At 60.9% G+C, this 12,931-nt stretch carries 12 protein-coding genes; all 12 read right to left on the bottom strand.

Going from position 1 to position 12,931, the window contains the following annotated elements:
• Positions 1–98 precede the first annotated feature (98 nt).
• Entirely contained in the window at positions 99–1,229 is a 1,131-nt protein-coding gene (locus LDN75_RS12340; RefSeq protein WP_223932591.1) for an aminotransferase class I/II-fold pyridoxal phosphate-dependent enzyme, read from the bottom strand.
• A gap of 159 nt (positions 1,230–1,388) precedes the next feature.
• Positions 1,389–2,390 (bottom strand): sugar phosphate isomerase/epimerase family protein, encoded by a 1,002-nt coding sequence (locus LDN75_RS12335; RefSeq protein ID WP_223932590.1) that lies wholly within the window; start codon positions 2,388–2,390, stop codon positions 1,389–1,391.
• 1 nt (position 2,391) lies between these two features.
• Entirely contained in the window at positions 2,392–3,507 is a 1,116-nt protein-coding gene (locus LDN75_RS12330; protein WP_263422393.1) for a Gfo/Idh/MocA family oxidoreductase, read from the bottom strand.
• Between the two features lie 129 nt (positions 3,508–3,636).
• The gene (locus LDN75_RS12325) at positions 3,637–4,497 is read right to left on the bottom strand and encodes a TIM barrel protein (protein ID WP_223932588.1); all 861 of its coding nucleotides are present in this window, start codon (positions 4,495–4,497) and stop codon (positions 3,637–3,639) included.
• A 34-nt stretch (positions 4,498–4,531) separates the two neighbouring features.
• Positions 4,532–5,560 carry an alcohol dehydrogenase catalytic domain-containing protein gene (locus LDN75_RS12320; protein WP_223932587.1) on the bottom strand — a complete coding sequence of 343 codons (1,029 nt, stop codon included), beginning with the start codon at positions 5,558–5,560 and terminating at the stop codon, positions 4,532–4,534.
• A 52-nt stretch (positions 5,561–5,612) separates the two neighbouring features.
• Positions 5,613–6,473, bottom strand: a complete 861-nt coding sequence (locus LDN75_RS12315) for a formylglycine-generating enzyme family protein (RefSeq protein WP_223937571.1) — start codon at positions 6,471–6,473, stop codon at positions 5,613–5,615.
• Between the two features lie 123 nt (positions 6,474–6,596).
• Positions 6,597–7,787: a Gfo/Idh/MocA family oxidoreductase gene (locus tag LDN75_RS12310; RefSeq protein WP_223932586.1), complete on the bottom strand. Its 1,191-nt coding sequence runs from the start codon at positions 7,785–7,787 to the stop codon at positions 6,597–6,599.
• Positions 7,780–8,598 (bottom strand): sugar phosphate isomerase/epimerase, encoded by an 819-nt coding sequence (locus LDN75_RS12305; protein WP_223932585.1) that lies wholly within the window; start codon positions 8,596–8,598, stop codon positions 7,780–7,782. The genes LDN75_RS12310 and LDN75_RS12305 overlap by 8 nt, the downstream gene beginning before the upstream one ends.
• Before the next feature lie 29 nt (positions 8,599–8,627).
• Positions 8,628–9,896: a sulfatase-like hydrolase/transferase gene (locus LDN75_RS12300; protein ID WP_223932584.1), complete on the bottom strand. Its 1,269-nt coding sequence runs from the start codon at positions 9,894–9,896 to the stop codon at positions 8,628–8,630.
• Complete coding sequence (locus LDN75_RS12295) at positions 9,893–10,930, bottom strand: ABC transporter substrate-binding protein (RefSeq protein WP_223932583.1); 1,038 nt, start codon at positions 10,928–10,930, stop codon at positions 9,893–9,895. Before LDN75_RS12295 ends, LDN75_RS12300 begins: the two co-directional genes overlap by 4 nt.
• A 42-nt stretch (positions 10,931–10,972) precedes the next feature.
• Entirely contained in the window at positions 10,973–11,878 is a 906-nt protein-coding gene (locus tag LDN75_RS12290) for an ABC transporter ATP-binding protein (protein WP_223932582.1), read from the bottom strand.
• Complete coding sequence (locus LDN75_RS12285; RefSeq protein WP_223932581.1) at positions 11,875–12,756, bottom strand: ABC transporter permease; 882 nt, start codon at positions 12,754–12,756, stop codon at positions 11,875–11,877. The genes LDN75_RS12290 and LDN75_RS12285 overlap by 4 nt, the downstream gene beginning before the upstream one ends.
• Positions 12,757–12,931: the final 175 nt, after the last annotated feature.

The following is a 12,931-nucleotide window of genomic DNA, read 5'->3' as shown; positions in this document are numbered from 1 at the left end:
AGGCTATCACCGCCACGCCGAAATTCCGGGCATTGCATGTACCGGATTCATACCAGCCCTGCGCTCCTGGGACAAGCAGACTCCTCTTGGGTCAAACCTCAGCGGCTCCTAACGCCGGAGCGTGGGGTTCCCTTAAGGGCTTGAGCGAGAACTGGAAAGGCCTTCGCCCTCACCTCCGGCCGTAAGCCCAGGTTGATGCGGATCCGGCCCGGGATTCCGAAGCATGCGTTGCCAGGCGCTAACAGGACCCCGTACTGCTCTGCGACCCGTCCACACCATGCATCCACATCAGCAACATCAATCTGCGGGAAGGCGGTAGTCCCTCCGTCCGGCGCCGTCAGCTGCATTAGCGGTGACCTGTCGCAGATGGCGGCCAGTTCGGCGTAGCTGTCGTACACGATTGATCGGGCGCGGGAGAGAAGAGCCTCGCTGTTGTCCAAGGCGATCGTGGCGATCACTTCGCTGGTGGCTGCCGGAGACCGCGAAGTCCAGCGCTGCATGGATTTCACGTCATCGACCAACAGGGCGGGGCCTGCTACCCACCCGAGGCGCAACCCAGGAAGTCCGTATACCTTGGAGAGGCTACCTATAGATACACCGTTGGGGACGAGGGCGGCAACGGCTGGAGGGACCTGTGACATTCCCAGGGGCAGTCCTCGATAGCTCTCATCAACAACAAGGAGCGCGTCGACCTTAGCCAACTCCGCTGCGATCCGGGTCAGGGCGTCAGCACCCAGTACTTGACCGGTCGGGCTGTGCGGGGAAGTCAGGAAAACGGCCCTTGTGGTTGGACGTAAGCTGCTAACGACCAATTCCCAAGTGATCGGGCCCTGGAGCAAGGTGACGGACGCGCCTAGTCTTTGTGCTGCCATAAGGGCACTTCGGGGAGCCGGAGTTTCGATAACAACATGGGCGCCAGGAAGGCAGGCCGCTTCGGCGACCATGGCCAGCGCTTCGCCGGCTCCAACGGTGACGGTGATGTTATCTGAGATGACGCCAGGCATTATGGCGGCGATTCGTTGACGGAGCTCCACCGAGCCGCCAAGTGCCGTGTAATCGAGGCTGAGCCCTGTGGCCAGAAGGGGGTCTGGGTCGATGCGGGCGATGGTGGTCAGCTCCCCCATCGTGAGTGGAGCTATGGCGCTTGACCCAACGACTAGCGGAGCAAGTGATTCGTACCGCGCTGACCACTCGGCATGGCCCAAAGGTAGGTAAAGGTCGGCTGGCAATGCGGTCCCCTTGGGGTCGGTTTGGAACGGCCCCCGACGCCGTGCTTACGTCTGACTTCGAGCGCCGCCGCCGAGAGGCGGAGGTACTCCCCGTATCGGCGGACGCTCGCCCGGGATGTCCGGTCTTGCGGACAGTCAAAGTTTCGCGCTCCGCACTGATCAGTCCTTGCTGCTGAAGGCTGCGTCGAAGCTGGTTTGGGATGCGGGGAAGTCGAACTTCTTGAGGGCGGCGAGGGCTTCGGGGGCGCCGTGGAGGCGGTCCATGCCGGCGTCTTCCCATTCCACGCTGATGGGTCCGTTGTAGCCGATCGCGGTGAGGGCGCGGAAGGATGATTCCCAGGGCACGTCGCCGCGTCCGGCGGAGACGAAGTCCCAGCCGCGGCGCGGGTCGCCCCACGGCAGGTGGGAGCCCATGACGGTGTTCCGGCCGGTGGGGCGGAGCTTGGTGTCCTTGCAGTCCACGTGGTAGATCCGGTCCTTGAAGTCCCAGATGAAGGACACGGGATCGATGCCCTGCCACATGAAGTGGGAGGGGTCCCAGTTCAGGCCGAACGCTGGCCGGTGGCCGATCGCTTCGAGGGTCCGGACGGTGGTCCAGTAGTCGTAGGCGATCTCACTGGGGTGGACTTCGTGGGCGAAGCGGACACCGCATTCGTCGAAGACGTCCAGGATGGGGTTCCACCGGTCGGCGAAGTCCTGGTAGCCGGCGTCGATGACTTTTTCGGGGACGGGCGGGAACATGGCCACGTACTGCCAGATGGAGGAGCCGGTGAACCCGACCACAGTGTCCACACCCAGGGCGCGGGCGAGGCGGGCGGTGTGTTTCATTTCTTCGGCGGCGCGTTGGCGGACGCCTTCGGGCTCCCCGTCGCCCCACACGCGGGAGCCGACGATGGCTTCGTGGCGGAAGTCGATGGGGTCATCGCAGACGGCTTGGCCTTTGAGGTGGTTGGAGATGGCCCAGACCTTCAGGTTGTACTTTTCCAGGACGGCGAGTTTGGACTCGATGTAGCCGGGTTCGTCCCAGCGCCAGGCGTCCAGGTGGTCTCCGGAGACGGCGATTTCCAGGCCGTCGTAGCCCCAGCCCGAGGCTAGGCGCGCGACTTCCTCGAAAGGGAGGTCGGCCCACTGGCCGGTGAACAGGGTGTACGGGCGGGGCATGTCAGGCTCCTTCAGTGATGAGTGACTTGTGCTCGACGGCGGTAATGATGCTTTTGTTCTTGGCTGAGGCTTCCACAGCATCCAGGACACGTTGGACCTGCAGCCCGTCTTCGAACGACGGTGACGGCGCCTCCCTGGTCTGGACGGCCAAAAGGAAGTCCCGGATCTGGTGCGTGAAGGTGTGTTCCCAGCCGATGATGTGACCCTGCGGCCACCACGCTTCCATATAGGGGTGTTCGGGTTCATTGACCAGGATCCGGCGGAAACCCTGCTCACGGACAGGTGCGGTCGCGTCCAGGAAGTTCAGTTCGTTCAGGTTTTCCAGGTCGAACGTCAGGGAACCTGCGGTGCCGTAGACCTCGATCGAAAGGCTGTTCTTCTGGCCGGTCGCGACGCGGGATGCTTCGACCGAGGCGCCCATGTCACCGGTAAGCCAGAACGTTGCCCATACCGCGTCGTCCACAGTGACGTTTTCTAAACCGCCCGGACCGGGCCGCTGAGACACGAACGTTTTCAGCACCCCCGATGCCTCGAGGATGGTCTGCCCGGTCAGGTACTGGATTTGGTCGATGGCGTGGGAAGCGATGTCGCCGAGGGCACCGGAACCGGCCGTTTCCTTCCGGAGCCGCCAACTCATCGGGGACTCGGCGTCGGAGAGCCAGTCCTGCAAGTACGCGGCGCGCACGTGCCGGATAGTGCCGAGCCGGCCCTCGGCAATGAGCTCCCGGGCCAGAGCCAGGGCAGGAACGCGACGGTAGTTGAAACCGATCATCGACTGCACCCCCTTGGCGCGGGCCCTGGCAGCAGCCGCTGTCATCAGCTCCGCCTCACCCAGAGTGTTCGCCAGCGGCTTCTCCACCAGCACGTGCTTGCCGGCTTCGAGCGCGGCGATGGCGATTTCGGCGTGCATCCACCCCGGGGCGCAGATGTCCACGATGTCGATGTCGTCGCGTTCAATTACGGAGCGCCAGTCGGTGGCGGACTCTGCCCAGCCGTACTTGGCTGCGGCCTCGGCTACCTGGGTGGCGTCCCGGCCCACGAGCACTTTCTGCTCGAAGGCCGGGACATCGAAGAAACTGGCCACGTTCCGCCACGCATTCGAATGGGCCTTCCCCATGAAGGCGTAGCCGATAGCCGCTATGCCGAGCCGTTTGTCTTTCACTGCTGTTTCTCCTGCCTGGGGTTTGCTGCTGGTAAGAGTTTGTTTGGGATGGACTCCGTGCTTGGTGGCCTCCGATGGTCGTAATCAGGGCGCTGAATCTCGTTTCATGCATTCTTTGATGTAAGCGTCGGAGGCGCGGAGGTGTTTGCTGATCTTTTCAAAACTCCAGCCCCCCGTTCCGTGGCATTTAAGGCTAGCCACGCCTTCATATCCGACACGGCGCAGAGTGCCCAGCATGACGTAGTGGTCCAGCGTCCCATCGGAGCGGGGAAGTTGTTGTTCAGCGGGGCCGAAGTTGAGTCCGTCCCTGCCGTGACGGTAGGCCCGGTCTATATCCCAGATGTAGTAATAGAAGAGCCGTTTGCGCTCGGCGAGGAAGGTGATGGCCTCGCTGATGGTCTCCTGCATAACCCATAGGTGCGGGGGTGCAATGCATACTCCAAGGTAGGGGTGGTCGATGTCGCGGATCAGTCGCTTCATCTGGGCCAGGGTGTCTACGCCTTCGTGCCACCGATTGTCTTCATTGGCGCCGGATTCGAAGTCCTCAGAGAAAGGCATCGTGAGATGGTTCTCAACGGCTATCCGCACACCCCTGCGGGCTCCAGCCTCAACGATTGGAGGCAGGAAGGTGGAGACGAAATCGGAATAGTTCGCCTCACAGTCAAAGATCAGGGTGTCGATGCCCAGGTCGGCGGCGAAATCGACGCGTTCCAGGATTTCGTCTTGGGTCTTGCCGTAGACGGTCAGTCCGCACGGGGTGAGTCTGTATTTATTGAGCAATCCACGGATGGTGCCCGGGTCGTCGCCGGGGTTGACGTGATGGGCCAGCGGTGCCGCTGACGACCAAAGGTTGACTTCTTTGAAGCCGATGTCAGCGAGGACGCGGAGCGAATCCTCCAAGTCGTAATCGTGGAAGGGGACCAGTTCGGCAGCATATCTGAACATAGACTTTTCTTTCGAAGAAACTGATTTCTTGGGACTACCAGATAAAGAGGGCTTTTTCGGTTTCGCGACGATCGAAGGCTTGGAAGGCTTCTTCTGCCTGGTCGATGGAGAATTCGTGGCTGATGAGCTTTTCAACCGGGACCTTGTGATCAAGGACAAGGCGAACGATTCCTTCCCAGTCACCTGCAGGGAAGTACCAGCCCCCGACGACGGTGAGAAGCTTGCGTATGATCTGCTCGCTTGGGTTGATTTCCGTTGCTCGGGATTCTCCGACGAAGGCGACGGCTCCTAGCTTCGCCGCAGCATCCAGGGCAGAGTTTTGCCCGGCCGGATTGCCGGAGCAATCGATGCAGATCTCGGCACCACGGCCTTGGGTGAGCTCAAGGACCCGCTGGAGGGCGTCGTCGGCCGCGCTGTTGATGACGACATCTGCCCCGAGCCGGCTAGCCTGTTCCAGACGGTCGGCAATGACATCGACGGCGATGATACGGGCGCCGAACGCCCTCCCAACAAGTACCGCGGCCAATCCCATTGGACCCATGCCGAAGACGGCGACGGTCTTACCGCCTGCAACTCCAAGTTGCTTTTGTACGTGGTACTGGCTGCCGAGCATGTCGGTCATGACTGCTCCTGCTCGGAAGGAGAGCTCATCGGGAAGATGTAAGCAGTTCCGTTCAGGCAGGACGAAGTAGTCGGCGTCGCCGCCGTCGACATCGAATCCCAAACACTTCCACTGCTTGCATAGCATCATGTAGCCGCTGAGGCAGTATTCGCAGAAGTTGCAGCCCAGAGCGAGGTACCCCGCTACGCGATCACCTTCCTTTACCTGGGTGACGGAATCGCCGATGCGGACGACTTCGCCCGCGGCTTCGTGTCCCGGGATCACGGATCCTTCTCGGGCGCCTTCACCACCGACAATCGGGCTGCCATGGTAGAGGCTCATGTCGCTGCGGCAAATGGCCGACGCGCGGGTGCGAACCAATACGTCATGCGGGCCGAGGTCAGGGATTTTCCGCTCTTCCACGATGACTCGCTCGTCACCGGGAAGGATGACTGCTTTCATTCTCAATTCTCCATGTTCCTTATTCGATGATGCTGATGAACGCTTCGCCGGATTATGACGCGTTCCTAACGGTCCGGAAGCCGCAGTTGCCGCTGGAGGAATCGGGCGTGTTGAAGGTGCGTGCAGCGACGCGGTAGCGGTTGCAGTAGGAGTCATGGCAGAGGTAGGAGCCTCCGCGCATGACGCGTCCGGCACCGATCGTGGGCCCCTGCGGATTGTCCATGGGTGACTGGCGGTAGTACTTGGGCAAGAACCAGTCGGCGCACCATTCCCAGACGTTGCCGGCCATTTCGTAGAGCCCGTAGCCGTTGGCGGGGAAGGTCTTCACCGGCGAGGTTCCAAGATATCCGTCTTCGCTGGTGTTTGCTCCGGGAAAGACGCCTTGCCAGATGTTGCAGTGGTGCTCCCCGCCTGGGGTGAGCTCGTCACCCCAGGCGTATCGCTTGCCTTCGAGTCCCCCGCGGGCGGCGTATTCCCACTCCGCCTCCGTGGGTAGCCGCCGACCGGCCCAGACGCAATAGGCCAGGGCATCGAAGTGGGAAACCTGCACGACCGGATGATCCGGGCTCTCGGACCAGTGGGAATCCGGGCCGAAAGGATGGGCCCAATCGGCACCGCGAACGTTGAACCACCATGGCGCTCCCGCCGCGGTGCCGACGATATCCCGCCCCGTGGCACGGACGAGCAGATGGAAGACAGCGGAGGAGCCGTACTGCTCGGCCTCAGTCCGATAACCGGTTTCCTTTACAAAGCAGGCGAACATGCTGTTGGTGACCGCTGTCGCGTCGATTCGGAAGGCGTCCAGCCGCACGCTGTGAACCGGTGTCTCGCCGTCGGCGGCGTATCCCTCATCGAATACGTCGCCCATGGAGAACACTCCTCCCGAAAGCAGCACTTCGTCATTCACTGACAGGCAGGGCCGAGGACTTCGATTCTCGTCCTGAACCACGGGACGCTTCTTGTTGTCACTTCCCGGCCTGATGGATGTGGAACAGCAGCCGACCATCATGCTTCTCCTATTTCTTACTTTCCCCCGTCACCGCTGGGCGTGGGCTCGCGTTTGCACGGGTTCCACCTTTACCCACTCGTGCGTGGCTCCTGATGTCGCGATCGCTTCATCGACGAGTGCCGCTTGGTAGCCGTCGGCGAAGTCCGGCCGAATCCGTTCTCCCGTTTCCACGGCCTTCATGAGTTCGTAGGCCTCGATGATCTTGGTCTCGCCGTATCCGATGCCCAGTGCGGGAATGGGCCAGAGCGCTTCGCCGTATGGCGTGGCCGGCCCGGTGTACACGGTCCGGAAGCCTCGCCGGTCTGCAGGATCATCCGCGAAGGCGACTTGGAGTTCGTCCCGGCGCTCGTAGTTGAATACCAGGGAGCCACGGGTGCCGTGGATCTCAAACGTCAAGAAATTGTTCCTGCCCCAGGCATTCCGCGTGGCTTCCAGCGACCCTACTGCGCCATTGGTGAACCTGACCAGAGTCACGGCCTCATCATCGACGTCCACGGTCCCGCGTGGTCCCGAGGAGACCTTGGCGGTGCCGAGGGAGTCGAAACCGCCACTTTGCAGCGGACGCTCCTTGATCCAGGTCGAGACTACGGAATTTACCTCGGCAATTTCTCCGACGAGATAACGTGCGAGGTCAACGACATGCGAGCCGATGTCGCCGATGGCACCTGAACCTGCGATCTTTTTCTGGAAACGCCAACTGAGGGGTGAGTTGGGGTCCGCACTCCAATCCTGCAAGTACGTACCGCGGAAGTTGAGGATGTCACCAATCTCTCCGTTCTCGATGTACTTCCTAGCCAGCACCACGGCAGGAGTTCGCCGATAGTTGAAGGCGACGGCATTGACCACTCCGGCCCTTTCGACTGCTTCGAGCATGAGCCGTGCTTCGTCTACCGTTGGTGCCAAGGGCTTCTCGCAGATGACGTGCTTGCCCGCGTTCGCGGCGGCAATTGCGATTTCCGCGTGGAGATGATTGGGCGTTGCGATGTCGACGACGTCAATGGTTGGATCTTCAACGATCTCCTGCCAGGACGAGGAGTGCCGCTCCCAGCCGTAGCGATCGGCCGCGGTCCGGGCCAGTTCGTCAGTCGCGTCGACCACCACCTTTCGAATGGGGCGGGCCGGGGCCGGCCAGAAGAACATTGGCATCGCGGCGTAGGCCAGAGAATGGGCTTTGCCCATGAAGCCTCCGCCGATGAGTGCGATATTTACATCACGCATTGGTAGCCTCCTGAAGGAATTTGAAATTTTCGGCAGCTGCAGCGCCCGGATCACCCGGGTAGCCGTCGAGTTCCACTCCGATCCAGTCGGAGTAACCCCGGGTTGTTATCGCAGCGAGGATGGCACGAATGTCGAGATCCCCATCCGCCAGAGGGACAAACGTGCCCGAAGCTGCGACGTAGTTCTTGAGATGGACATAGGTGAGCCGGTCTGCGTAGCGGTCGATGATCCTGATCGGATCGCCACCACCGGCGGCGAGATGGGCGACGTCGGCGCAGAGGCCAATGGATGAGGCCGCAAGGAGGGCATCAATCTGCTCCGGGTTTTCAGCGAGGCTGCCCAGATGGGGGTGGTAGCTGGGGATGAGGCCCTCCGCCGTCGCGCTTTCAGCTACACGCTCCAGCAACTCCGCCATAACCCGGTAGTCCGAATCGAGCCGACCACGGGTCCTCACTCCACCTCCCCCAATAACGAAGTGGCGGGCACCCAAGGAAGCGGCAACCTTGATGGAGCGCTCGAAACGCAGGTATTCCTCCTCGTGTGCGTCTGGATAGATGAAGTGGCCGCCGGAATAGACACCAGCCAGAGCAAGGCCATGGGTTTCCAAGCGGCGTCCGAACGATTGCGCATCGTCACCCAAGGCCAACAGGTTGCCGTCGAAGATTTCGATGCCGGGAAACCCTGCTGTTGCTATCGCTTCGAGTGTGGGGTCCAAATCTCCTGGCGTGAAATAGTGTCCGGAAGCCACATCAGTGACCGCTCCCGGGGTGCCCACAACGTCACCCCAGGCATTTACCTGGTACGCATACATGGTTTTAGTCCTTTCTTGAAAGTTTCCGTTCATCGGGCGTCGACATTGCCTTCGAGCCACCAAAGGCGTCCATCGTCATGGGACCTGTCGATGGTTCCCTCCTGCTGGTCCATGAGGCGGCTAAGCTCGACGACGACGTCGGGATGCCTCCTGCTGAGGTCATAGGACTCGCCGGCATCAGCCTCGATATCGAACAGTTGTGGCAGGGACATGGTGGCGAATCGCTCCGCTCCCCAAGTCTGTCGACGACGGTGCAGCTTCCACTTGCCTTTGCGGACCGCGTTCAGTTCATATCCGTCGAAATACCAGATGGGGTCGTGTTCGGAGGCTTCCCTGCCCTCAAGGGCATCCGCAATGATCTGGCCATCCACTGGCTTTCCGTCGGGATCCAGCCCAAGGTAATGGCAAATGGTCGGCAGTAGGTCAACCGACGCCAGAGGCGCGTCCACAACCACTGACCGTGGAAGCTGCCTTGGCCACGACGCCAGGAACGGGACACGCGTACCCCCTTCCCACGTCTCGAACTTTCGTCCTCGCATACCGCCCGTTGACCCCTCGAACCATGGGCCATGGTCAGCGGTGAACACGAAGATCGTGTCCTCGAGAATGCCTCGCTCCTCAAGGGCGTCGCGTAGCACTCCGACATGATGATCGATGCTCTCAACAGTGTCCCCGTAGGGACCGCCCGCAGACCTGCCCTCAAACTCGGGGTCCGGCTCCAAGGGGTAGTGCGGAGTGGTGAAGGCGACATATGTGAAAAACGGCTGTCCCTCGGGAACGTTGTCAATGAACTCGATGGCTTCTTCGACATAGCGGCGAGTCAGTGACGACATCTCCGGGCCGTCCTCGAGCACTTCCTCATTTCGATACAGGAAGTATGGTGGCGTGTCATTACTGAACGGCAGGCCGAAGTAATGATCAAAGCCGAAACGAAGCGGACCCCTTGCGGGCATCTGTCCCACATGCCATTTGCCGAATGCTCCGGTGGCATAACCGGCTCTGGACAGGTAGGACGCGATGGTCATCTCGTCCTTATGGAGACCCGTATCCTCGTCCGGGAAGAGCACCCTGCCTACTCCAGTGCGCGGTGCCACCCGGCCCGTAAGCAGCGCCGCCCGGGAAGGTGAACATGTGGGGCCCCCGCTATACATGGCCGTGGCACGCACTCCGTCTGCTGCAAGCTCGTCGAGCCGGGGTGTGCCGATGACTGTACCGCCATTGCAAGAGAGGTCACCGTAGCCGAGGTCGTCGCAGATGACGATCACTACATTTGGCCGGGCATGTGATGGTTGTGTCATTTGCCCATACCTTCCACGACGGAGGATGTGACGAAGTCGGCGACGTTCGGAGCGGACTTGAGAATGCCGAGTTTGGTCATCGTTTCGACCATCTTTTGGGTTATCTTCGTGAAGCCGGCGCCCGGCGTCAGAGAAACGGGCGAACCAGGGTCAGCAAGCGTGGAAGAGACCAGGCAAGGCGATGGCTGGTTGTCGTAGATGATCTGGGCCTGATCGCCGGCAAGGCCGATGCCCTTCTGGAGCGCCTCGATGTAGGTCGCCTTGTCCTGATTGACGATGGGAGTCGCCTCGTCCACGGCCGCAAGGAACTTCTGCAAGGCAGCCTTGTTGCCGTTGATATAGTCCTTCGACGCGATGAAGTTGCCGGTATCCGGGACGCCGAGCTCGGTCGACATCGTGCCTTTCACGATCTTTGCTCCGCTGGACAGGAACTTGGCGCCGACCGAGGCGAACATGAACACGGCGTTAAGGTCCCCGCGGTCGAAGCCGGCCACGAGGCCAGCCGGATCGTAGAACTCAATCTGAACATCCTTGGGAGTCATGCCCGCTTTTTCCAGGGCGATCAGCAGGAAGATGTGCGCCACTGTGTTCTGGGTGGTCGCCACCTTCTTGCCTCGAAGATCCTGAATGGATTTGATGTCGCTGTCCGGCTTCACATATAGGGCAGCCATATCTCCGGCGTTGTTTGCGATGCTGAAGACCTGGAGCTGTGCGCCCTGCTCGTTGGCTGTAGCCATGGCAGGAACTCCGAAGTAGCCCACATCTGCGCTGCCGCCCACCAGGGCGGAGATAAGGGCAGGCCCGGAATCAAACTTCGTGCCTTCAACCTTGACTCCGTGCTTCGCGAAGAGATCATGCTGGAGGGCATAGTAGAAGTTGGCTTGCAGGCCCTGTGCGTAGGCAACCCGGATGGTGGGCGTCTCGCCCCCTCTTCCGCCGGAGGAACCGGCGGAAGAACAAGCTGAAAGTCCGAGGACCAGCGTCAGGGCCGCCGCCAGGGCAGTGGCATACCGACGCAGACGAAAGGTAGACATTTTCGATCTCCGTTGATTCGTAATTGATGTTTATGGGTTTGGCTAGGATGTGGTGCCGGTGGTTGTTCTGGTTTCATTCCGGCGCGCGTTGAGCGACCTGAGGAGCGCTGCTTTGAGCTCGACGTAGTCGGGCTCACGCTGCAGGTCCTCCGCCGACTCCGCCATCGCTGCGAGTCCGCTGCGATATACCGAGGTAATGGTTCCCGGGATACCCGAGATGATCATGATGGTTCCGCACAGAGTGATGGCCTCGTCGACGTCGTGGGTGACCATGACCGTAGTGAGCTCGGGTGATGTCGACACGAGATCGCGCAGGAGCACGTACATCTCGCGACGGGTCAGGGCATCCAGCGCGCCAAACGGTTCGTCCATGAGCAGCACCTTCGGCCGGGTGAGGAAGACCCTTGCCAGAGCCGTACGGGCCCGCATTCCCCCTGAGATCTGATAGGGGAAGAGGTCCGCCGCGTCGGAAAGCCCGACCCGGTCCATGAAGTACTCGGCTTGGGAGAACATGGCCTGCTTATCGGCACCGTACGTCTTTGCGTGCCTGGCCCCAAACAGCACGTTCTCCTTTACCGTCATCCAGGGGAACAAAGCCGGTTGCTGGAAGAGGTACCCGATGTCCGCCGCGGGCTCCGCGAGGCTGCTCCTGCCGTCATTCCATAGCTTCACTTCGCCACTGGTCGGACTCTCAAACCCTGCGATCAGACGGAGCAGCGTGCTCTTGCCGACGCCGGTCGGTCCGATAACAGCGACGCTTTCGTTTGTCTTGATTTCGATGTCAAGGCCGGTGAGTACTTCCCGGCGTCCTCCGCGAACGGAGTATGCCTGGGCTGCACCGGCCAAGGTGATCTTCGTGTCGCCGATCGCGCGGGCCGGCGTTTTCTCCATGCCGTTCATGGTCTGCTCTCTGATGGGTCGGGACGAGAGGATGTTCTTCTGGTTCATCGGGAGACCTGCCAATGCAACAGCCGGTTCTCGAAGTAACGGAACCCGTACTCGAAGGCAACGCCAACCACGCCGATAAGGAGAATCCCCACGTAGCCCGTGTTGACGTCGAAAACCTGGGATGAGTTACGGATCATGTAGCCGAGGCCCTGCGATGCGCCGATCAACTCCGCCGCGACCACAACCGCCCAACCGACAGTCAGGGCCGTTCGCAGCCCCGCAAGGATCTGCGGGAGTGCCGGTGGAAGCACGACTTGCCTCAGGAACTGCAACCGGCTTAGTCCATAATTGCGGGCTACAAGGTAGAAATCCTGAGGTACTGCCCGAACACCAAGAGCCGCGCCCGTCGACACGAACAGCACCGCCGTCATGAAGATGACGAAGACCTTCGACTGTTCACCGATCCCCAGCCAGATCACGACAATCGGAATCCAGGCAAGTGCCGGGATGGGCCGAAGGAAGCCGATGATCGGGCTAACCAGCCGGTCAAGGAACCTGTTGAGGCCGATACCCAGTCCCAGCGGCACCCCGATGACCGTAGCCAGCCCCACCCCGAAAAGTGTTCTGCTGATACTTGCCAGGAAGTGCTGCCACAACGGGGTTCCGGTGTAGCCGGACTGTACGAGCGTGACGAGTGCATCGAGGATCCCCCCGGGAGAACCCAGGTACCTCGAAGGAATCCCCAAGAAATTGACCCGGGTGAGCACGAACTGCCAAAACAGCAGGCCGAGGACTATCAAGACGACAGTTGGGCCAAACCGTACGAACCAGGTCCCAACGTGTCGACCCGCAGATGGGGACGCTGGAGCCGGGCGGGAAGGACCAGTCTCCGTGACGGCCCGCCGCTGAGGAGCTTCAAATTCCTTGGTCCACAACATCAGATGCACCTCTTTCCAATTGAACGAATGACTCAGCTAGAGAGCTGCGAACAGGACCTTTCGATCTCAAGAACGTCGGTTCCAGCCCAGGTCGGCAGGAGATTTTTTCTAACATGAGTCCAGTCTGAAACTCCCTGATCAATAAGTCGATGGGGTGCAGGTTCTCATGCGATAA

The organism is Arthrobacter sp. StoSoilB5, assembly GCF_019977235.1.
Classification (GTDB): Bacteria; Actinomycetota; Actinomycetes; order Actinomycetales; family Micrococcaceae; genus Arthrobacter.
Note: the sequence above shows the minus strand (reverse complement) of the source record. Positions and strands in the feature narration are given on the sequence as shown.